This is a genomic window from Bacillus sp. CPT56D-587-MTF (assembly GCF_058792335.1).
Genome location: NZ_JBYTEF010000001.1, coordinates 2,610,517 through 2,633,694, shown reverse-complemented (window position 1 = coordinate 2,633,694; position 23,178 = coordinate 2,610,517). Strand labels below are relative to the sequence as shown.

General features: G+C 33.6%; 15 protein-coding genes and 4 pseudogenes. 17 read left to right on the top strand and 2 right to left on the bottom strand.

Translation table 11 applies throughout. From position 1 onward, the window contains the following. Positions 1-164: 164 nt before the first annotated feature. The 14 genes and pseudogenes from AC3WVZ_RS13470 to colA form a co-directional block, all read left to right on the top strand. A pseudogene (locus tag AC3WVZ_RS13470) lies at positions 165-791 on the top strand (polymorphic toxin type 50 domain-containing protein); the annotation flags it as partial. A gap of 16 nt (positions 792-807) precedes the next feature. Next, a complete protein-coding gene (locus AC3WVZ_RS13465) occupies positions 808-1,146 on the top strand; it encodes a YxxD family cognate immunity protein YxxD (RefSeq protein ID WP_000872896.1) in 339 nt (112 codons plus the stop codon). 89 nt (positions 1,147-1,235) lie between these two features. Beyond that, positions 1,236-1,520, top strand: a complete 285-nt coding sequence (locus AC3WVZ_RS13460) for a hypothetical protein (RefSeq protein ID WP_002025991.1) — start codon at positions 1,236-1,238, stop codon at positions 1,518-1,520. Further along, positions 1,495-1,839, top strand: a pseudogene (locus tag AC3WVZ_RS13455) (hypothetical protein). Before AC3WVZ_RS13460 ends, AC3WVZ_RS13455 begins: the two are co-directional and overlap by 26 nt. 318 nt (positions 1,840-2,157) lie before the next feature. After that, positions 2,158-2,676, top strand: a pseudogene (locus AC3WVZ_RS13450) (cytoplasmic protein); the annotation flags it as partial. 27 nt (positions 2,677-2,703) lie between these two features. Beyond that, positions 2,704-3,951 carry a PoNi-like cognate immunity protein gene (locus AC3WVZ_RS13445; RefSeq protein WP_059303698.1) on the top strand — a complete coding sequence of 416 codons (1,248 nt, stop codon included), beginning with the start codon at positions 2,704-2,706 and terminating at the stop codon, positions 3,949-3,951. A gap of 301 nt (positions 3,952-4,252) precedes the next feature. Further along, a complete protein-coding gene (locus AC3WVZ_RS13440) occupies positions 4,253-5,185 on the top strand; it encodes an AAA family ATPase (RefSeq protein ID WP_000105663.1) in 933 nt (310 codons plus the stop codon). After that, positions 5,182-6,291, top strand: a complete 1,110-nt coding sequence (locus tag AC3WVZ_RS13435) for a DUF58 domain-containing protein (protein ID WP_233936474.1) — start codon at positions 5,182-5,184, stop codon at positions 6,289-6,291. The genes AC3WVZ_RS13440 and AC3WVZ_RS13435 overlap by 4 nt, the downstream gene beginning before the upstream one ends. 15 nt (positions 6,292-6,306) lie before the next feature. Beyond that, positions 6,307-7,047, top strand: coding sequence for a hypothetical protein (locus AC3WVZ_RS13430; RefSeq protein ID WP_000247495.1), 741 nt, complete (start codon positions 6,307-6,309; stop codon positions 7,045-7,047). A gap of 183 nt (positions 7,048-7,230) precedes the next feature. Continuing rightward, positions 7,231-7,737 carry a DUF3902 family protein gene (locus AC3WVZ_RS13425; protein ID WP_000843838.1) on the top strand — a complete coding sequence of 169 codons (507 nt, stop codon included), beginning with the start codon at positions 7,231-7,233 and terminating at the stop codon, positions 7,735-7,737. A gap of 258 nt (positions 7,738-7,995) precedes the next feature. Beyond that, positions 7,996-9,162 (top strand): serine hydrolase domain-containing protein, encoded by a 1,167-nt coding sequence (locus AC3WVZ_RS13420; RefSeq protein ID WP_016124771.1) that lies wholly within the window; start codon positions 7,996-7,998, stop codon positions 9,160-9,162. 356 nt (positions 9,163-9,518) lie between these two features. Continuing rightward, positions 9,519-11,273 (top strand): adenine deaminase, encoded by a 1,755-nt coding sequence (locus AC3WVZ_RS13415; protein WP_016124770.1) that lies wholly within the window; start codon positions 9,519-9,521, stop codon positions 11,271-11,273. A gap of 108 nt (positions 11,274-11,381) precedes the next feature. Next, a complete protein-coding gene (locus AC3WVZ_RS13410; protein ID WP_000719380.1) occupies positions 11,382-11,894 on the top strand; it encodes a hypothetical protein in 513 nt (170 codons plus the stop codon). 488 nt (positions 11,895-12,382) lie between these two features. Then, positions 12,383-15,019 (top strand): collagenase ColA, encoded by a 2,637-nt coding sequence (gene colA / locus AC3WVZ_RS13405; protein ID WP_233936472.1) that lies wholly within the window; start codon positions 12,383-12,385, stop codon positions 15,017-15,019. A gap of 218 nt (positions 15,020-15,237) precedes the next feature. Here the strand turns inward: colA and AC3WVZ_RS13400 are convergent, their stop codons facing one another. Next, positions 15,238-16,617 (bottom strand): catalase, encoded by a 1,380-nt coding sequence (locus AC3WVZ_RS13400; protein WP_233936470.1) that lies wholly within the window; start codon positions 16,615-16,617, stop codon positions 15,238-15,240. Positions 16,618-16,918: 301 nt separating this feature from the next. Between AC3WVZ_RS13400 and AC3WVZ_RS13395 the strand changes: the two genes are divergently transcribed. The 3 genes and pseudogenes from AC3WVZ_RS13395 to AC3WVZ_RS13385 form a co-directional block, all read left to right on the top strand. Further along, positions 16,919-18,136 (top strand): aspartate aminotransferase family protein, encoded by a 1,218-nt coding sequence (locus AC3WVZ_RS13395; protein ID WP_233936469.1) that lies wholly within the window; start codon positions 16,919-16,921, stop codon positions 18,134-18,136. A gap of 820 nt (positions 18,137-18,956) precedes the next feature. Then, a complete protein-coding gene (locus AC3WVZ_RS13390; protein ID WP_078186893.1) occupies positions 18,957-20,777 on the top strand; it encodes a reverse transcriptase/maturase family protein in 1,821 nt (606 codons plus the stop codon). Positions 20,778-20,954: 177 nt separating this feature from the next. After that, positions 20,955-21,671, top strand: a pseudogene (locus AC3WVZ_RS13385) (hypothetical protein); the annotation flags it as partial. 145 nt (positions 21,672-21,816) lie between these two features. Here AC3WVZ_RS13385 and AC3WVZ_RS13380 read toward each other — a convergent pair. Beyond that, positions 21,817-23,046, bottom strand: coding sequence for an IS110 family RNA-guided transposase (locus AC3WVZ_RS13380; RefSeq protein ID WP_103655522.1), 1,230 nt, complete (start codon positions 23,044-23,046; stop codon positions 21,817-21,819). Between the last annotated feature and the right edge of the window lie 132 nt (positions 23,047-23,178).

Here is a 23,178-nt window from a genome sequence, read left to right as displayed (position 1 = left end):
ATTTGAGACAATAAGTGCTTTTTTAATTGAAAGGTAAGCTATAAATTTATCGAAATTATTTTTATGAATTAAAGCTAACAGAATATGCACATAGGCTTCAATTGCAGGTATATAGTTTGTTTTTCAATGTCAGAAAACATAAAAAAATAGGGCGATATTATTAAATAGCCGGGTCCATTGTAGAAATGTTTGAAGCTATTTCGCTCATAGGCGGATCTAATTTCTTAACTATCGTCGCAGAAGTAGGAACTGGTGGGTTAGCATCACCAATTGTTATTCCATTAGATATAGCAGCAACAGCTGCTGGGGCTAGTCTTTTTGTACATGGTGGATTTGTTTGGAATAAATCGATTCAAAATACTAAGGATACTCTTCAAAAAATCCAGTCTTCTGGTGGAGGTAAGGGTGCGAGTAATCGAATACCTTCTTATGGAAAAGATTCTGTACCTAAAGGCCCATACCGTGAAGTAAATGGTTATCCAATAAAAGTGAAAGCAGGAGCTCAAGAAAAGCATATTCCCGATACACCGAACTATAAACAAGAATTAGCAAATGGAAAAAATAAGAGCATTTTCTATGGAGATAATAAAATAGCACAAGAATTGCTTAATAAGTTCGCCGGGAAAGGTCAACTACTACCAAACGGTAAAAAAGAAAGAGTAGACTTTGGTAAAACAATTGGAAAATACTATGATCGTGATACTGGTGAATACCTTGAAACTACTAGAGGAATGATTCATTATGGAAAAGATGGAGCACATATAGTGCCTTCAGAACCACTAAAGAAGTAATAAGAGGGGGATATACATGAAATATGATCCTTTAATAAAAACGTTAAAAGAGTATAAAGATAGAGACTTGATAATAGAGTGGGAAAGTGGATTGAAAATTATTGGTGAACCAGACACACTTTTTGAAACAGACAATGGGTTAGATGACGATGATGTGAATTATACCGAATACTATGCCGTTACATTTCAAGTGAATGATATTTTAGCGCATCCTACTAGGGAAGAAAATAGTTTATATAATTGGTTAATACAAAAGAAAGGCTCGTTAGTTGAAATTTCTCTCTATGATGATCCGCCAAGTGCAGTGTTTTTAACTGACGGAAAAAGAGTATGGGAAAGAAAAATGTGTAAATAATAGGTGGCATTTAAAATGAGACCTTGATTGGCATATATACCAATCAAGGTTTTTTTCTATGTTTTTACACCTGTAAAGGGTGTTCATCAGTGGTACGAAATTGGTTACAAGAAAAAGAGACGGATGAGAGTATGAGTGTACTTAGGATATCTAATAAGAAATCTCAATGCCGATTTTGTGAAAAAACATGGATTGAATGCAATGAAAGAAATATTCTTGAATATGGCAAGGCAGAAGGACCTACACCTGAACAACTTTATAAAAAGTATGGTTCATGGGAAAATGTGATATATGGCAGTTTAAAAACAAATCCAGCAATGGATGTCATAGTATGGGAGGAAAATAATTATGAAAGAAGAAAAAATACAAGGTAATATAAAGTGGATTACATACAATAATTTAAGATTTAGAATAGAGAAGGTTAATGATGATTCATCTGTAATTTGGGTTTCTGATAATTTTGTGAATTGATGTTTTACCTTAGTAATGAATGACTTTTTAAGTAAATGTGAGGAGGGGTTGAATATAAATATCGAAATTGATTTTACTTGGAATAATCATAGAGGTTTGATTATAAAAAATCATGATATAAATCTAATTTTAGGAGAAATAATTAATTTTATTAGTGAATGGGAGTTAGAAGGAAATTCAAATGCTGATAATTTTTCTACGGAAGAGTGGTATTCAGCATAAGCTTACAAGGTATGCTAGCTTTCCATCATTCTTAGGAATTTAAATTTAATGTATGTTTAGGGGATATTGAATGTGAATTGAACCTAAAGAGTTAGATAAATATTTTAAGCAACTAGCGAGGAATGAATTCTGTATAGTAAAGAATTCATTCTTTTTAAGTTTGTTTTAATTTACTTGTAATTATAGTAGTTAATATTTGAAGAGGCAATCACCCTAAGTCATAAAGAGACGAAAGCCTATACTCAAAGTAAGATTTCAAAGCTTTAGGAAGAAATTGGTTAATTTAAAGAGGTTAAGAATGATACTTAGGGTACGGCTAACGGTAAACCTAGCAGTAACAAAAATACAAATGTAGACAATTTTGATGCAAAAACAGCTACCAATAAGCAAAAAGGTAATTATGGTGAAATAAAATCTAGTGACAATTTATTGAATAATCAAAGTTTAAAAGAAGCTGGATTTGATTTAAAGCCAGTCGGAAAAAGTGCACCAACAGGTATAAATGATAAAATAGTAAAAGGAATTGATGGATTATACGAAAATGCAAATCCAAATTCAAATATTAAATATGTTATTGATGAAGCAAAGTTTGGTAGTTCACAATTAGGAAAAACTAAAGATGGACCACAAATGTCAGATGGTTGGTTGACAGGTGTGAATACTGAAAAAAGTAGAATATTGAAAGCTGTTGATGGGGATAACAAATTAGCAGATAAGATTACAAAAGCGTTGGAGAGAGATAAGGTAGAAAGAGTATTATCAAAAGTCGATAGTAGCGGAAAGGTTAAAACATTTAAGATAGATGCAAAGGGTAACATCGTTGGAGAATGGCCATAATTTAGAAGCGAGGAGGAATTGAATGGTATGAGAGATTATTTATGTATAGAAGAAAAGTGTAGAGAAGGAATTGAATATCATAAAGAGTTTATAGAGGAAAATAGAGAAGATATTAAAAGTTTAGAAGAAGATACTAAAAATGGAATTCAAAGATATTCTAAAGATAATAAGAGTATTATAGAAGGGACATATCTAGCCAATTTTAGATATGAGATGGAGGATATTAGGGCAAAGTATTCTTTAGGGGAAGATGTTAGTGTAATAGAAAAAGAGTTTCATAATGCAATTTATGATTTAGAGAATACAGGAAGTAGGGAAATTGGATATTTAAGTCTGATTTGGATGATTTCCTTAGGAATTTTGTTAGAAACGGATAAAAAGAATATAGAAAGATTAAAAAAGATAGTTGATACAAAAAATATGAACGACGCAGTAATCGATTTCCTCTTATGCGCTAGTGATATCGGATACACAAAAATGACGAATAGATATTATAAAGAAAATCCATATGCAAAAACGAGAGAGATTATAGAACTTGCACAAACAGATAAAAAAGAAGCGTCTAAAAGATTGCAAACGTACATGGAGAAAGAATGGTTTAAAGGCCATTATGATTATGAATGGAAAAATGCACATAAAGAACCTGGATATGTGGGGTATTGGAGCTTTGAGACAGCTGCAATAGTAAAGATACTCGGACTTGATGATACAAGTTTAAAAGATAATAATCATTATCCATATGATTTGGCACATTATAAAAATGAAATGAAATTCAAGCATATAGACCTAAGTGAATATCACTATGAAGATGAGACAGAAGAAATCGAGGATATAGTAGAAGGAATTGAACATAATCCTGCATTGGAAAATATTATTCCGCCAAAATGGCATTCATTGGTCAATGAATTAATACATGATTATGAGAATATGGATGATAGTAGTTTTTATGAGAAATACAAAAAAACAATAGGAATAGGTCAAGTGTGGTTCTTACCACAAGAGTATGAAGAAGAAAATGAGCAAAAAAATCTATTAGGAAGTTTAATTGTGTTTGCCCTGACGGTAAGAGATTATATATTACAATTGGACTATAAAGAAGATTTAGAGGACTACATTGATAATCTTAAAAATTTCTGGAATGTTTCAGAAACAAAGTTAGTTCAATTTATGTTAGAAAATGATCAAAATTATTATGCATGGGTACCAAAAGAAGCAAGCATCCCAAATATGTATGAAGTGAAGATAGAGAGTGTCGATGTAGAGGAAGTTCTATAACGAACAAATCGAAATGGTTTTTATTATATGTAATATTAGAATGCATTTTACTAGTTAATTGAAAACAATGCATGCGTGGCAGAAAAAAGGATGTATTGTTACTAAAAATTAGAGGGAAAGAAGGCTGTTGGATTGAGTTAAGCACCTCATTGTCAATATACGACAATAGGTGCTTTTTTGCGTGCAATGAAGAAAAAATAAAAGATTCATTTTCACTCTATTTCATCTTCGAATTACATGTTATAATTTGGAAAAAAGTATATTCTTAATTTTTAGATAATTAAAAGGTGGTAGATACTATATGAGTACATTAAAGAAAATTACTAATAATATTTCGAAGGTTATTATAGGAAAAGACGAATCGATAGAACTAGCAGCCATTGCTCTAATAGCAAGGGGACACATTTTATTAGAGGATGTACCTGGGACAGGAAAAACAACATTAGCGAAAAGTTTGGCTAAAAGTGTGGACGCCAAATTTCAAAGAATACAATTTACAGCGGATACTTTGCCTGGAGATGTTATTGGCCTTGAATACTTTGATGTGAAGGAATCGGATTTTAAAACAAGGTTAGGACCCATTTTTGCAAATATCGTATTAGTGGATGAAATTAATCGAGCTGTACCGAGAACACAATCTTCGTTACTTGAGGTTATGGAAGAGCGTACGGTTACAATTGCGAAACAGACACATTCATTACCAGAACCTTTTTTAGTTATAGCAACGCAAAATCCACTCGAATCAGCGGGCACATTTCCTTTACCAGATGCTCAATTAGACCGATTTTTACTTACGATTCGCCAAGGTTATCCTACGAGAGAAGCTGAAAAGGAAATGATGAATCGGTTTCAAATGAATGATCCGTTAGAAACATTACACTCTATTATTTCAAGTGAAGAAATTATTACGATGCAAAAGCGTGCAAGAGAAGTGTTAGTAGGGAATGATGTGCAAGATTATCTTCTTGAAATTATTGAAGCAACTCGTAACCATGAGTTAATTGAAATTGGTGTAAGCCCTCGGGGAACGTTGGCATTTATGAGAGCGATTCAAGCACGGGCAATATTAAATGAAAGAGATTACTGTACGCCAGATGATATTAAGACGCTCACTGCATCAGTTTGTGCTCATCGTTTAACGTTAACGATTGAGGGAGAGATGAAAACGACGAAAGAACAAATTATGAAAGAAATTCTTCATACGATTAGTGTGCCAGTGGAGAATGTACGATGAATCAACAGCTTGTGTATACACCTTTAGCGGAGCCTTTCGTAATGGGGGTTATGTCAGTTGTAGCCGTTATTTTAAGTGTATTTTCAAGTAATCTACTGTTTTTATCTCTCGTATTTTTATATGTAATTTTAATAGGTGCTATGCATGTATATATACGTAAAGTATCTCGTGTTGAATGGGAATACAGTCAAGGGAATTCGAATGTTTTTATAGGTGAAACGAATATGTGCAAAATGAAAATTTCAAACAAGTCGATATTTCCTATTCTTAATATCGTATTTCGATTTAAATGTGAAAATAAGCTAACTTGGAATCATGATGAAATAAACAAAAATCATAGTACAGGTTCAAATTATTATATGAATTTTAATTTAAAAGGAAGGGAGTCAGTTTCATTTGATTTGCAAGCTGTAGCGTTAAAAAGAGGCATCGCGAAATGGGAAGAAGTTGAAATTGTTATTACTGATCTCTTTGGATTTATAACGAACCATATAACATATAAACAAGTTGATACGCCCTCTTATTTAGTTTTACCAGCTGTTCCGAAAATACAAGTTCCTGAATTACAAGAATGGTCACGAGGATTTCGAAAAGCGATGTCTTCACCCTTATATGATGAAACGAAAGTAATGGGAGTAAAGTCTTATGAAAATGAAGATTTTCGTTCCATCCACTGGAGTGCAACAGCGAAAACAGGGACAATAATTGCGAAAAAGTATGAGCGAACACAATGTGATAAATACGCGATTTATCTCAACTTGCAAAATAAAAGTGGTGTTTCTTTGCGAAATGATATAGAGGAACTAATTGAATTAACAGCAGGTATATGCAAACAACTTCTTATGCAAAACTGTTCGTTTGAAGTATGGATCAATAGTGTAAAAGATAACGGTTTGCTACATATAAAAAATGGGGATAATCGGAAACATTTGCAAAATGTATTAAGGATACTTGCCTCGATATCAGACCAAGATACGCCTATATCTTCTTCTTACTTTTACACAGTAGGCTTTCGTCGAAAGGAACTGGATGCGGTTCCTTTAATTATTGGTACTTCACCAAAGAAATACAGTAGAACGAATAAATGGATTGTAATGAAAGAATAAGAAGGGGCTTATGTCATGGTGAATAAAAAGCGACATATGAAAGTGAAGTTATGGAGTGTGAGAACTTTAATCATACTTTTCTTTGCGATTAGTGCGATAACGTTATCACAAGGTATTGTGTATGTACAAGACATAGTAAAAGAGCGTTTTTTCAGTAAGACTAAGACAATATCGGAAAGAAATTATGACTTTACTAGTATAGGTGAAAATTTTGATGATTCCAAAATAGATGAAGATGAATATGAAGAAGTAAAAGATACGGGTATAAGAACGAAAACGGGTAAAAAATTTCAACCTTTCGAAAGAGAAAGTCTATGGAGTGACGTGCTTTCTGTTCTTTCAAATGTATGGATTACTATAGTTTTTTATGTGATAATCGCAATATTAATTATATATGCCATCTGCAAGTATATTAGGAACAAATTGACGAGAACAGAAATAGTACAGGAGAAAGAATCGATCACAAAGCAAACTGCGGTAAGAAGCATAAAGAATGAAAAAGTCATTCATCAGTTAGAACGGCCGTTACCGACAGATAAGATAAGAAAAACGTTAGTTGAATGGGAAAGAACATTACCATTTCATGAACAGAGAAGGTCCTATGAAACGATACAACAATGGTTAAAAAGAATTTGTAGAACAAGGGATATTATCTCGTTATATGAGTCTGTTCGTTATGGTGAAAAGACGTATACGGATTTAGATGTGGAAGAAATAATGAAGTGGGTAGAGGGAGACGGGAAGGTGGATACATAAATATCCACCTTTTCTATTTTTATACTTAAATTTGATTAACATGAATTATTTTCTTATATGAAACCGTCTTCAAATAGGTAAACAAAATTAACTTTATTTACTTATACTTCATTACATGTTAACCTATACTTAATTTTTATAAATTATAATTAATTTTTGATTTTTTAAGGGTGTGAAAATGTAATGAAATCGGTATTAAAAAGCATACTTATTTCCTTTGTTTTTTCAGCAGTAGGTATGTGTTGGTTACTGTACGTATTATTCAAAGGAGACGGAGACTGGTTATTGTCTTGGATAGGTGTATTAATGGCATATTTATCTTTATATACTTTAATAGATTTATATTGTAAAAATACATACGATAAAAAAATAAATAAATGGCTTATAAAAACATCGGTGACTAGTTTTAGTTTTGCTGTATTAGGAATCTCATTTTGTATCATACATGAGCTATTAACACCGTGGAGTCTTAGTTTAATGGTGTGGTATTGGTTGCTAATGTTAGTATTATTTTTAACAACTATAATATCATTAATCAGTTTAGTATTTGTTAATCGTAAAAATCACAATTTCACCGTTGGATATAGAATGCTCATACTTCTAAATATATTTCTTACACTAGGACCAGTATTATGGCCGCTATTACTTTCTATTATTGGAAATGGTATGAATGCTAGTGCGGGCTGGTAAAAAGGAATATAAATTAGTTGTGTAAAGAATAGGATGAAAAGTTGATATAGAATTTTAAATGTTTAAGAGAACATGTTTACATAAAAAATGAAAACATGTTCTCTTTTTATTTGCATGCATAACTCTTCCTCAGTTTACCATATTTAAATTTAAACGTAAGTATTTCGTAAGGAATGGATAAGAAAAAAGAGAGATTTATCATATAGGATGAACGTATAGCTTGAATCAATCCGATATTAATGGAGGAGAGAAAGCCTTATGAAAAAATGTAATTCAATTAAGTTAGCAAGTTTTGCAGTTTTATTAGCGGGTACTGTTCTATTCACACCTGGTTTTACTGTGACTGCAGAGTCAGCTCAAAATATTTCTAGTTCGTCACAAGTACATGATCAAAAGAATCGTAATGGCTGGAAACAAGTAATGCAGGAAACAGTACAGCTTGGTGCTGTAGGAATATTAGCTAAGGCGTCTAACAACGGAAAAACTAGTAGTTTTACTGCTGGCGTGGCGGACTTAAGTACAAAGAAACCGGTGAATTCGGATTATCGCTTTCGGATTGGTAGTGTGACGAAGACGTTTACTGCGACGACTGTGCTTCAATTAGTAGGAGAAAATCGCTTACAACTTAACGATCCAATTGAAAAGTGGCTACCAGGTCTCGTGCAAGGAAATGGGTATGATGGTAATCAAATTACGATACGACAACTTTTGAATCATACGAGTGGTATCGCTGAATACTTAAAGTCAAAAGACGCGGACATAATGAATTCGAAAAAAACGTATACAGCAGAAGAAATAGTGAAAATAGGCCTTTCGCTGCCTCCAGATTTCTCGCCGGGTAAAGATTGGTTGTATTCAAACACAGGATACGTAATACTAGGAATGCTTATTGAAAAAATAACTGGAAATAGTTATGCGGAAGAAATCGAAAAGCGAATTATTGAACCTTTGGATCTATCAAATACGTTTTTACCAGGAAATTCACCCGTCATCCCAGGAAAGAATCATGCTCGTGGATATGTGAAAATGGAAGGGACAGGCGAGTTCAAAGATATTACGTATTATAATCCGAGTTTAGCTAATGCAGCTGGAGATATGATTTCTAATGCGGATGACTTAAATAAGTTCTTTTCATCTTTACTTGGTGGTAAGTTACTGAAGGAACGCGAGCTAAAAGAAATGCTTACTACAGTTCCTATAGAAGGCAAAGGGGTTGGTGACGCATACGGTCTTGGAATCTATGAGACTAAACTTCCAAACGGTGTTTCAGTTTGGGGGCATGGAGGAGGAATTCCTGGATTTGCAACTTTTGCTGGGGGAGTAATTGGAGGCAAACATACATTAGCTATCAGTCTTAACTCAATAGGTGGGGTCGATATTGTTCCACAGTTAAATAAAATGATGCAAATTGAATTTAATAAATAGATGAAAAGAAAATGAATAGAATTTTGTTATAGTTGTATTTAAAAGAGGTGCTTTTTTAAGTTCGCAACTATGGACAGTAGTTGCATTTATGATATGACATCAAGTGTATTCCAAAGTGAAAATCAATCTTAATGCTTACGACAAAATAAAAAAGGATGTCAGTTACATGACATTCTTTTTATTTTGGATAAAAGAGGTATGTATATAGTTCTGAAAATTGTTATTTTTTAAATTTTTACATATAATGAAGGGTATAGGGGCACCAATAGGGGAGTTATGAATGGAAAATACTTTAGTTAGTTAAATATTACTCGTTTTAATCAAAATAATTATGAGTTGATTTGGAGTTGAATACAATGGGGAAAAATCATTATAAATGGAGTAATAAACAATTACGAGAACATGTTGAAGTACTAGATGGTAAGAGAAGCACACACATATTTTTAAAGAATGCAACATATTTAAATTCTTATATGCGCGAGTGGATGACAGCGAATATTTGGATATATAATGATCGAATTGTATACGTAGGGGAGCAGCTGCCAGAGCAATTAACGGAGTGTGAAGTTGTTGATTGCGAAGGAAAGTATGTCGTACCCGGTTACATAGAACCACATGCACATCCGTATCAGTTGTATAACCCAGAGACGATAGCGAATCATGCGATGCAGTTTGGGACAACAACTTTTATTAATGATAATTTAACTTTATTTTTCACATTAAAGCGTGAAGAAGCATTTCGTTTATTAGATGAATTCAATAAGATTCCAGCAAGTATGTATTGGTGGTGCCGTTTTGATGGACAGACTGAATTGCAAAACGGAGAATCTTTGTTTAATCGTGAAGAAATAATAGAGTGGCTGCAGCATGAAGCGGTTCTTCAAGGCGGCGAGCTAACAGCATGGCCAAAACTATTACATGGCGATGATGAAATGTTAACTTGGGTGCAGGAAACGAAGCGATTGCAAAAGAAAGTAGAAGGACATTTTCCGGGTGCATCTGAAACGACTTTAGCGAAGTTAAAACTGTTAGGTACAGATTGTGATCATGAAGCGATGACAGGGCAGGAAGTTTTCACTCGTCTTATGCAAGGTTACACTGTTTCCCTAAGAAATTCTTCAATCCGCCCAGATTTAGAAGTTTTACTGAAAGAATTGTTGGAACTAGGCGTAAAGCAGTTTGATAGATTCTTTTTTACAACAGACGGCTCACATCCTTCGTTTTATGAAAATGGAATGACAAACGTAATGATTTCTACCGCGATAAAACAAGGAGTGCCAGTAATAGATGCATACCATATGGCAAGTTATAATATTGCTCGCTATTATAATATGGAACATGTACATGGTTCGATTGCGACAGGTAGAATTGCTAATATCAATATTTTAGAAAGTAAAGAAAACCCAGTACCAATTAGTGTCCTTGCAAAGGGGAAATGGGTGAAGCGTGACGGTGTAAATACGCATGAAGCATTACATATAGACTGGAGTAAATATAAAGTAACTTCATTATCATTAGATTGGTCAATAGAAAAAGAGGATATGATTTTCTCTAATAAAACGGGGATACACTTATTAAATAACGTTATTACAAAACCATATACTAGTGAAATCAATATAGACTGTGATGAATTATCCACAGATCATGATGAATGCTTCCTCATGATGATTGCTCGTGATGGTACTTGGCGAGTAAATACAGTTGTAAAAGGTTTTGCGAAAGAATTAAGTGGTCTTGCTAGTTCTTATTCCGGCACAGGTGATATGATTCTCATTGGAAAAAGTAAAGAAGATATGCTTACAGCTTTTCGTAGAGTAAAAGAGCTCGGTGGTGGAATGGTCGTAGCAGAAAACAATGAAGTGTTACACGAAATAGCATTACCATTGCTCGGGATTATGTCTAATTTAAAAATGAGTGAATTAATACAGGAAGAGAAACAGATGGTGAAATTACTACAAGAGCGTGGCTACGCGTATGATGATCCAGCATTTACAATTTTATTCTTTTCTGCGACGCACTTGCCTTTTATACGAGTAACACCTATAGGATTATATGATGTGAAAAGTAGTAAGGTAGTTGCCCCGCCCGTGAATTTGATAAAGCAATATTAAAAGGAAAGATCCTATAAAAATTTTATAGGATCTTTCTCATTATTAGCATAAGAATATTGTAAGCCTCAAATGATATAGTATCTAAATCATTTGAGGTGATATGTAAATATGAAAAAAATATTTTACATTTTAAGCGTATTTATTCTGTGTGTATCGATACAACACGTTGTACATTCCCAATCAGATGCACCAGAATTATCTTCGCATTGTCTCGAAGAAAGAAAAGTTAGAGATGAAAAGCATGTGAAGAATATAATACAGGACATTAAATCCACATTTAATTTAAATATTGATGAACATAGTTTTTGGGAAGTAAGTAAAAGAGATCTGGAGGCTGCTCATTTGATGTATGGTGGAAAGGAAAATGATTCTTATTATAATTCGCTAACTAAAATTTATGATAGTGGTGGATTTAGCGAACAGCCCAGCTTATTTGTGAGGGCGCAAGAAGCATTTTTACTTTATAAAGAAAAAGATAATATCAATGTAATGAAACGCCTAAAACTAGACGTTGAAAAAGGGGAATGGCTCGTTATAAAAACGAAAAAGAAGAAAGGGAAAAAAGTGAAATTCAAGCTGTTGCAATGTGAAAAAGATTATATGAAAAAGAGAAATGAATAACAAAATACTTATTCATACTGTTTTTATTCAACGATATTTTGCTGTTGATGTGAAATAGAAAAAGGTAAACGAACATATTAGCTTTATGGAATATGTTTGTTTACCTTTTTTTGAGAGATTTAATAATTGGGGATTATTTACTGGCTAATGAACTTATAATATTCAATGAATTTGTTCTTCATAAACATTAGATTTTGTGTCAAATGATTTATACATTGCCGAACCACCTATGTATATTTTATTCTACAGTATTTATAAAAGAATGTTGGCTATTCATAAGAAATATGATTGGCACGGTTTTTGCTTGTATTACATGTAAGGAAGGGAGATTGTATGTAAGGAATCTGTACTCGTAATAGTATAAAACAAGCTACTATTGCATTATTAATCATAGTTGTATTTATAGCGGAACTGTAAATACATACAAATAAGTGGTTTTTTGATTTCAAAATTCTGAATTTTCTTTTAAATTATTAGGGGGCAATGGGATGGTTAAATATTCGAAAATTTCTAAGTGGATTCTTGGTGTTGGATTAGTGACAATAACATGTAATGGTTTGCAAATTCAAGCAGAGACAAAAGAGCAAAATGTGAAGAACGTATTACAAATGGAGCCGGTAGGAATACAGAAATCTGTTGATGAATTGGCGCACCCTTCAAAAGTACAAGAAAATGCATCTTTTACAAAACGGTTAAAATTAGCGGATTTATCACAGCGTCCACTAGCACCAACCGATAATATTAAACCGTTAGCTGAAGAAAAAAAGTATTCAATGGCTGAGTTAAATCAATTAAATAATAAACAATTAACTGATCTTCTTGTGACAATTAAATGGTATCAAATTCCGGAATTATTTCAGTTTAATAGTGATAGTCTTAAATTCTATCAAGATGATAGCCGAATGCAAGCAATTATTAATAAACTAGCAGAACAAGGACAAGCTTATACGAAAGATGATTCAAAAGGGATTGAAACATTAGTAGAAGCTCTACGTGCAGCATTTTATTTAGGTTTTTACCATGATGAATTAAGCAAACTAAATGAGCGTAGCTACCATGATAAGTGTTTACCAGCTTTAAAAACAATTGCAAAAAATCCAAATTTCAAACTTGGTACATCAGAACAAAATAAAATAATTGCATCATATGGAAAATTAATTGGAAATGCATCAGCAGATGTTGAAACGGTTTTATATGCAGGTGAAATTTTTAAACAATATAACGATAATCTTGCAACTTTCATTGAAGACCGAACAAAAGGAGACGCTATATATGAGTTGATGAAGGGAATTGACTTTGATATTCAGATGGATATGTACACGACTGGAAAAGAGCCAAAAGATACGATGTGGTTTCGGAATATCGATAACTTTATTAATGAAGTAAATCGTTTTGCACTACTTGGTACAGTAACAAATAAAAACGGATGGTTAATTAATAATGGAATTTATTATGCTGGCCGATTGGGCAAGCTTCATAGCACGCCGACAAAAGGACAACAAGTTGTTACAGATGCAATGCGAATTTACCCATATTTAGGAGAGCAATACTTTGTTGCGGCAGAACAAATTACTACAAATTATGGAGGAATAGATGCGAATGGAAAAACTGTAAATTTAGATCAAATTCGAGAAGAAGGTAAAAAGAAATATTTACCGAAAACGTATACGTTTGATGATGGAGCAATTGTCTTTAAAGCTGGGGATAAAGTTAGCGAAGAGAAAATTAAACGTCTATACTGGGCGGCAAAAGAGGTGCGTTCTCAATTTTATCGTACAGTTGGTAGCGATAAACCACTTGAAAGTGGACATGCTGATGATGTGTTAACGATGGTTATTTATAATAGCCCAGATGAGTATCAATTTAATCGTCAACTGTACGGATATGAAACGAATAATGGTGGGATTTATATTGAAGGGACAGGAACTTTCTTTACATATGAACGTACACCAGAGCAAAGTATTTATAGTCTGGAAGAATTGTTCCGCCATGAATTTACGCACTACTTACAGGGAAGGTACGAAGTTCAGGGATTATGGGGCCAAGGGGAAATGTATCAAAATGAACGTTTAACATGGTTTGAAGAAGGGAATGCAGAGTTCTTTGCAGGTGCAACTCGATTAGATAGTGTAGTACCGCGAAAAAGTATAATTGGCGGGCTATCTAATGATCCTGCAAAACGTTATACAGCATCACAAACGTTAAATGCGAAATATGGAACGTGGGATTTTTATAATTATTCGTTTGCGCTGCAATCATATATGTATAATAAGCGCCCAGAAATGTTCGATAAAGTACATGATTTAATTCGCGCAAATGATGTTTCAAGTTACGATGCATACCGTGCTACATTAAGCAAAGATAATAAGTTAAATGAAGAATATCAATCTTATATGCAAATGCTTATTGATAATCGCGATAAGTATACGATTCCACAAGTATCAGATGAATATTTAACTCAACATGATCCAAAATCGCTTTCGGACGTTACTTCAGATATTACGAATGAAGCGAAATTAAAAGATGTGAAAGTAACAAAGAATAAATCACAATTCTTTAATACATTTACACTACAGGGAACATATACAGGAAGTGTGGCTAAAGGAGAAGTTGAGGACTGGAAAGTGATGAATGAAGCAACAAATGATATGTTGAAACGTCTTTCAGGAAAAGAGTGGACTGGATATAAAACATTGACTGCTTATTTTGTAAATTACCGTGTAAATAATGCTGGGCAATTTGAATATGATGTTGTGTTTAGCGGAGTGAATACGGAAGAAGGTACGGCTGTAGAAAAAGAACCAAATAATTCATTTGAAACAGCAAACCCACTATCTTTGAATATTTTGTTAAGAGGAACCTTGAGCGATCAAGATCAGGGGGATAAATTTGTTATTGATGTAAAGGATCAAAAAGATTTACAAATTTCTGTTACGAACGAACAAAATCTTGGACTGAACTGGGTATTATATTCTGAATCAGATTTAAATAATTATGTAGCTTATGCAACAAAACGTGATGGAAACAAATTGCTTGGAAATTATAATGCAAAGCCAGGGAAATATTACTTAAGTGTATATAAGTATGGTGGTGGAACAGGGAATTATACGGTACAAGTAAAATAGTTTACTATAGTTTGTTTTGAAAGGCTACTTATCGCATTTTTTAGCGAAATAAAGTATGTAATGTTAAACATTAAACTAAGCCAACATATCCCTGTTCTAATTATAGAACAGGGATATGTTGGCTTTATATTTTCAAATTAAATAACCTCATTGGATTTTGACAAGAAAATAATTAATATAGATTTGAATTCTCATTCGTAAAGCATGTTTTAATCTTCTTAATGCTCTTTCATTTTTGTCTCAATGCTTGTTTTCAAATCAGTTGATACTTGATTGAAATACCCCAAAACGATCTCCCTAATATCATCGGATATAACTTTCAAATCACTAGCTAAGTTTTCAGCGAGATGTTCTTTTTCTATTGGCTGTAACTTCGTATAAAATTCACCAGCCTGCGTAAAGTCATCCTGTTTCGTTATAGAAGTTCTTTCAAGTTTACCTTCAACGTACCTTCCTTCACCGGTTGTAATTTGATTAGCAGGTGTCCAATCTTGCTGCTGGTTAATCGTTAATTTGCGAAATTCGGGACCAATTCTTCTTCTTTGTGAATCACTGTAAATGTTAGCGCGCCCTTGCAGCATTTTATCATCTGATAACTCAGCGCCTTCTAGCAAATTAGAAGGAGAGAAGGCGACTTTTTCTACTTGTTCCATAAAATTTTCAGGATTTTTATTTAATACCATTTTCCCGACTGGTATGAGAGGATACGTCTGTTCATCCCATACTTTTGTGTCATCTAAAGGATCATAAGAAAGATGCGCTTCATCTTTCGGATCCATGAGCTGGACGTATAAACCATACTCCACTGGTTTACCATTTTCAATAGCATCATATAAATCTTTCCCGCTATAATCAGGATTTTCAGCAGCTAATTTAATTGCTTCTTTACTAGTAATGTACTGTACACCTTCAAATGGGTACCAATGATACTTTACATACTTTCGATTACCTTCCGCATTTCTCCATACATATGTATTAACACTATGTCCTGGAATGTGGCGAAGACTTTTGGCCGTACCATTATTAGAGTATAAACGGACAACAAAATGAATAGATTCAGGTGCTTTAGCGACAAAACTCCAAAATCTATTAGGGTCTATTAAGTTATTTTTAGGTGAAGGCAATAATGCTTGAATCGTTTCAGGGAAACGCATTGGATCACGGACAGAAAAAACAGGAATGTGATTACATAAAAGGTCAAAAATGCCTTCTTTTGAATAAAATTTTGTGGAAAAACCGCGTACATTTCTAGCAGTATCCGGTGTTCCTTTCGTACTAACAGCTAACGAAAATCGAACCATAACAGGAACTTTCTCATTAGAATTTTGTAAAAAACTTAATTTAGTATGTTCAGACATCGAATATATCGTTTGAAAATAACCGAACGCACCAAATCCTTTTACATGAACAGGTCTTTCTAAAATTTTTTCATGAATAAATTGTTGTAATGACTCATGCAGTACACAATCTTGCTCTAGTACAGGTCCACGTGAACCAACTGTTTGAGAGTGAAATTTAGCTGGTTCAGTAAGTTCTCGATGTTTATTAAAGTCTTCTTCTAATAATTCTTTCCTATGTTTATCATATTTTTCATTCATCGATATAGCCTCCAAATTTTTTCGTCGATTGTTACTAAATATGATTTTATAGTCTCGATTATGTATGACATACAAAGTTCAAAGCAGTAACATACCGCTAGATGAAAAAAACACATATGTAGTGGACCTGTTGAAATAGAAGAAATTATGGAAAAATGAATATCGGGAAGAGAAAGCACACGTTTTAATAAAAAATGTGGAAGAAAACAACTATTAAAATTTCAATCTTAAAACTTAATTTATAAACGATTATATAGAGAATAAACGTTAAAAAAGGAAAAATAACTAGGAGGAATTTAACATGTCGGATTGGTTTCAATTAGATAAAGAATATATGGTGTCTACATATTGTCGGACAGAGGTTGCAATGGAAAGAGGAGAAGGATGTAAACTATATGATGTAGATGGTAAAGAGTATTTAGATTTATTTTCTGGCGTAGGAGTAAATGTACTAGGATACAATCATCCTAAAATTGTACAAACGACAATGGAGCAAGTTGTGAAATCGTTGCATTTACCGTTTCATTTCTTAAACCCAGTTGCAATTGAGTATGCAAAGAAATTAGTAGAGTGTACTTTAAAAAGCGGAAAAGTCTTTTTTACAAACTCTGGTACGGAAGCGACAGAAACGACATTAAAATTAATTGATAAATATAGATCTATTGCGAATGAAGAGCGTGACGGAGTAGTTGTGTTAAAAGATAGTTTTCACGGGAGGACGTTAGGGGCACTACATTTTACGAGACAAGAAAAGGTATATCAAAATTTCCCTAAAACATCTATTCCTGTATACGAAGTAGAGCGTGAGAATATAGACCAATTAGAGGAGACCATTATTAAAGAAAAACCAATTGCGATTATGCTAGAGCCTGTTTTAGGCAGTGGGGGAATTTATCCTTTATCAAGTAAATATTTGCATGGTGTTCAAAATTTATGTGAAAAATATAATGTACTTCTTGTCGTTGATGAAGTTCAAAGTGGTATGGGTCGAACGGGAAAACTATTTGCTTATCAAAATTTTAATATCACACCGGACATTATTCAAATTGGTAAAGGAGCAGGAGGCGGGATACCGCTAGGAGGGATTATTGTAGGTGAAAAGTTATGTGATGTATTTTCACCAGGAGATCACGGGACAACGTTTGCTCATTCATCAATGGGAACAGCTTTAGGTTTAACGGTATTAAATACATTACTTGATGATGGGTTAATGCAAGAAGCTTATGAAACGTCACTATATTTGAATGGCAAACTGCAAGACATTCAGAAAGAAAATTCTTATTATATACAGGAAGTGCGTCATGCTGGCATGATGTTTGGAATTAGTCTGAATGATACGAATGAAAATGTGAAGAAATTACAGGTTGAGCTAATGAATAAAGGAATGTTAGTCGATGTAACAAAAGGGAATATTATTCGATTACTTCCGCCGTATATTATTACGAAAGAGGAAATTGACGCATTTATGAATCAGTTTATTATTTGTTTAGATAAAGTTGCTGCTGTAGTAAGTGCTTAAAAATTAAAGCTATATTTTATATAAAGTGCACTCTAATTGTTGGGGATAGTTTACAATTGGGGTGCATTTTTTATAGTTGAATTTTGTAAAATACAGTCGTTTGTATATGATAACGGAAAAATAGAAGGAATTTCGTTATATTTGAGTGGTGAAGAAAAGGGAAAGTAAGTATAAAGATAGTAGATAAAGCGGGTGTGCGCCCGTAGGGTCGCTTTAACAAATCATTAGGTGGCACTAATGTAGGGAAAGATCACATGTATACCCTATCATCAATCAACTAACCTGAAAGAGAAATCGGAAGGGGACAATAGCATGTTGATAAAGCTCTAAGTTGGCGAACTATCCCGTCAAGACTGAAGAGCAAGGTGAAATACTACAAACAAGGATGAAAGCTAAACTGCTTGAATGATAGCCTGAGGGAGTATAATGTCGCTAGTAGCGAAAGATAGTTAGAAACGTTACATGGTCCCAATAGAGTTGGAACCAAACTCTATGCAGGGAAAAGAATACCGTCCGCGTTCTTAATCCTAGTGATCCAGGACCACCCATCCTCCATAAGAGGAAAAAGGCGAAAGTCACACCCGATATTGTAGAAAGCCAGTTGTTAAAGTGATAAACGGGGATTACCTAAATCAAAATGCCTAATATTATTACAGGCTATTGAGAATGACTTCAAGGCACTGCCAAGAAGTGTGACTCATGAAAAATTGACAAGGTAACGGAGTTTTCGTAGTAGTCTGAGTTGGGGAAAGCCTAATACATGGCGAAGGGAAACAGCCTATTCTATCTTAAAACAAAATTGGAAAGTGTGTGAGACGCTATGAGAAATCCAAAAATAGTTTTAGATAATCTATCTTCCCATGCAACAAAAGAGCATTACGTATTTGAAAAGTTATATCGCAATCTCTATAACCCAGAATTTTATTATTTGGCCTATCAGAAGATGTATGCGAAAGAAGGGAATCTTACAGCGGGAGTAAATGACAAAACGATAGATGGAATGAATGTGGACCGAATTGCTGAGTTAATTAGCCAGCTTAAAGCACAAACGTATCAGCCTACACCGGTTAAACGAGTATATATTCCTAAAAGAAATGGAAATAAACGGCCATTGGGAATACCTTCATTTGAGGATAAGCTCATACAAGAAATAGTAAAAAACATACTTGAAGCTATTTACGAGAAGCATTTCTCTACATCTTCTCACGGATTTCGTCCAAATAAAAGCTGCCACACTGCTTTAATGCAGTGTAAAAATACCTTCAATGGAGTCAAATGGTTTATTGAAGGAGATATCAAAAGTTTTTTCGACCATATTCATCACCATATACTCATTAAACTATTGCGTAGAAATATTAAGGATGAAAAATTTATTAACCTAATCTGGAAGTTTCTGAGAGCTGGGTATATGGAAAATTGGGTATTTCACAATACATATAGTGGAACTCCGCAAGGTGGAATTATCAGCCCTATTCTTGCCAATATATATCTAAATGAATTAGATACATATATTGAAAAATATAAACTTAATTTTGATAGGGGACAGAAAAGACGACAAACAAAGCAGTATGGGACGTTGCATGCCAGAGAAATGACATTGAAAAGGAAATGTAGAGAACATTGGCATACATTAGATGAGAAAAAGAAACAAGAAATTAAGAAAAAATGTAAAGAAATATCAAGTATGAAAAGAGCTATATCTCAGGGCGAACCAATGGATGAAAACTATAAAAGGCTACAGTACGTCAGATACGCAGATGATTTTATTCTAGGAGTAATAGGGAGTAAAGAAGAGGCTATACGACTCAAAGAAGATATACATAAATTTCTTCGAAATCACCTCGGTCTTGAGCTATCCCTAGATAAAACTCTTATCACGCATAGTAGTAAAGCAGCTAAATTTCTCAGTTATGATATTAAAATAAATCGCTCCTTACAAGTAAAGAAAACGAAAAGAGGTTATCTTAGAAGAACGCAGCTAGGAGTATGTCATTTACAACTATCTAAAGACATATGGTTTGAGAAGTTACTAGCTTTAGATGTTCTTTTTATTACAAAAGAGAATACATGGAAACCTAAACATAGGGCTTACTTAATCACTAAAGACGACCTTGAAATTTTAAGTATATATAATGCTGAAATTAGAGGACTGTATAACTATTTCAAACTAGCCTGTAATGTAAGTACTCTCAATAACTTTAAATACATTATGGAATATAGCATGTATAAAACTTTCGCGGCCAAATATAAAACATCAATCGGTAAAATACGTAAAAAATATAACATTAATGGAAAATTCGCTGTTACATATAAAACTAAAAATGGAATGAAAACACGATTCTTATATCATGAGGGATTTCAGTGGGTCAAGAGTATTAAAGATAAAAATATAAATATTGATGAAATTCCCAATACATTAACATACACATGGCGAACTAGCCTAACTGAAAGACTTTTGGCTGAAAAATGTGAATGGTGTGAGTCAAAAGGAATTAAAATTCATATTCATCACATAAGAAAGTTAAAAGACTTAAAGGGGAAAAAGCTATGGGAACAACAAATGATAGCCAGACAGCGAAAAACGTTAGCTCTATGTGAAAAATGCCATCGAGACCTACACGCAGGAAGATTAGATGGATAGGTGGAAAGCCGTATACCTCGAGAGGGGTACGTACGGTTTGGGAGGGAGTATTTGGAAACCTATTGTAGAAATACAAAAAGGCGCTGGGTGCTTACCTTACGGTTTAAATAACTAATGATAGAACGTTTTGAAAATAATAGCATACGAATATATAAATAATAAGAATGAGGTGATATATTGGAAAATAATGATATTCAATTTACTTCTTTACAAATGAGAACGGATAAATATGGTTGGGCTAGTATTCAATATACAAATAAAAAGCAGGCTATCTTATATACTCAAAATAGAGGAGTAGAATGGGATGTTGTCAATCCTCTTAATTCAATTGTATTATTTGGGTATCCAATAAACGCTCGAAGCTCTTGGGCATATGGTTTAACAAAAAAGAATGACGATTTATTGCCAGCTATATTTTATACAGTTAATAGAGGAGAAAGGTGGAGTGAGTTTATTTTACCGGTTGAAGAAGATTGGGAGAAATCGACTGATGTTCAAGTACAATTGCATGCTACGAATATGGATAGTATATGGATTGTATTATCTAGAAAGCTTGCATCAAATAAATTTGAACATAATTTATACTATTTGAAAACGAAAGGGAAAGTTTGGAAAGTAATAAAAAATATAAGTATTAGTGATAGTATTTCAGGGATAACATTTATAAACGATCTAATTGGGTTTATTTCATTACAAAAACATTATGAAACATCAACGGTATTTAAAACAATAAATGGTGGGGAAAGTTGGCATCCTATAAAAGATATTCCAAGTATTGAAGGAATTAACAATGGGACTGCTATGGCTTATAAAGCAATCTATAAAAATAACTTATTAGTAATACCAACTAAAAAGAATGATGATGTATTTTTAATGAATTACTCATTTGATAAGACCTGCGGTAGTATGTCAACTGAAAAACAAAAGAACTTTTAGTTATCAAAGGCCTATTTGCTTAAAAAAGACATCACGAAACTAAACCAGTAATATATGTAATTTACTGGAAAATGATTGAAAGGTAGCGATGACAAGTTTTATGTCACACTTTCACGCACCTTTCTGGCGTAAAGAGTTGGTGACTGCGTAGTAGCGCATCCACCAATCGCACAAGTTTTCTTGCGGTTAGAACGAGTGCACGTTTGTGTTGATGTTTTGGTACTTCATTATATTTTTTTACGTAATATTCTTGATAATCAGATACATGCTTTCTTACAGAGTTGGCGGCTTCAACTAAGTAATACCGCAAGTAATGATTTCCATTACGGGATAATGAAGTGTTTTCTGCGGTGAATCGACCAGACTGGTGCGTACGCCAATATAATCCGGCATATTTTGCTACCTTGGTTTCATCATCAAATCTTTCGATTTGACCAATCTCAGCGATAATACCGGCGGCGAATACAGGGCCAATTCCGGGAATAGATTCGAGTGTTTGCGTTAATCCAGCCATGATTCGCTTAATGGACTTTTCTATTTCTTTGATTTGCTGTTGATAGGTACGAATCACCGCGATTGATGTTCCGAGAAGGACATCGATTGAGTCTTCTACGACCTTATCCAAACGATAGGAAGAGCGAACAGCCTTTTGAATAGTTGATGCGATACATGTCGGGTCACCAAATCGATTTTTCCCTTTTACTTGTAGGAACTCAACGAGTTCCTCTAAAGGCATATCAGCTAATTCTTCTAGACTGAATTTTTCAAGGAATAATTCCATCATGGCGTTACCAAATATAGAAGAATCCACTTCTTGTGAGAATGTATTACATTTATAACTTAGGTATTGTAAAAAATGTTGTTTTTCTTTTGTCAACATTCTAACGAGTTGATAACGAGATCTTGTTAATTGCTGGAGTGCCACATACTGACTCTCTTTTACGATGGACATTTGATTTCGGCCAAAGCGTAAGTAATCAGCGATGACAAAGGCATCAATCTCGTCCGTTTTATCCATGTCAGAATAGCTTTTCTTGAAGTTAGCAATTTGCTTAGGATTCATAAGAAATACCTTTGCTCCAAAGCTTTGTAAGTCTTCATCATAGTGAAGAAACATGGATGGATGAAAACTATAAACAGATGTGGATTCTAAGCCAATTTTAAAGATTTCTACCTTTTGATTGGCTATGTGCTTTAATAATCGCTCTTTGAGCGTTGTGGCACCTGGTAAATCATTATTGACTGAAAAGGAGTCTACCTTTTCTCCTTCACCATTTAGAATACAAACTTTTATATCAAACGAACTTACATCTAGACCAGCAAATAATCTCACGTAAGAGACCTCCTTTCGATTTAGAATCATTTCTTGGACGTCTCGAGATATCTCTAGTGTGTACGCCGACCAACAACCTCGTGTATGAGAGCTTGTCCTGAATATCGAAAGCCGCCCTAGAGCTACTAACAT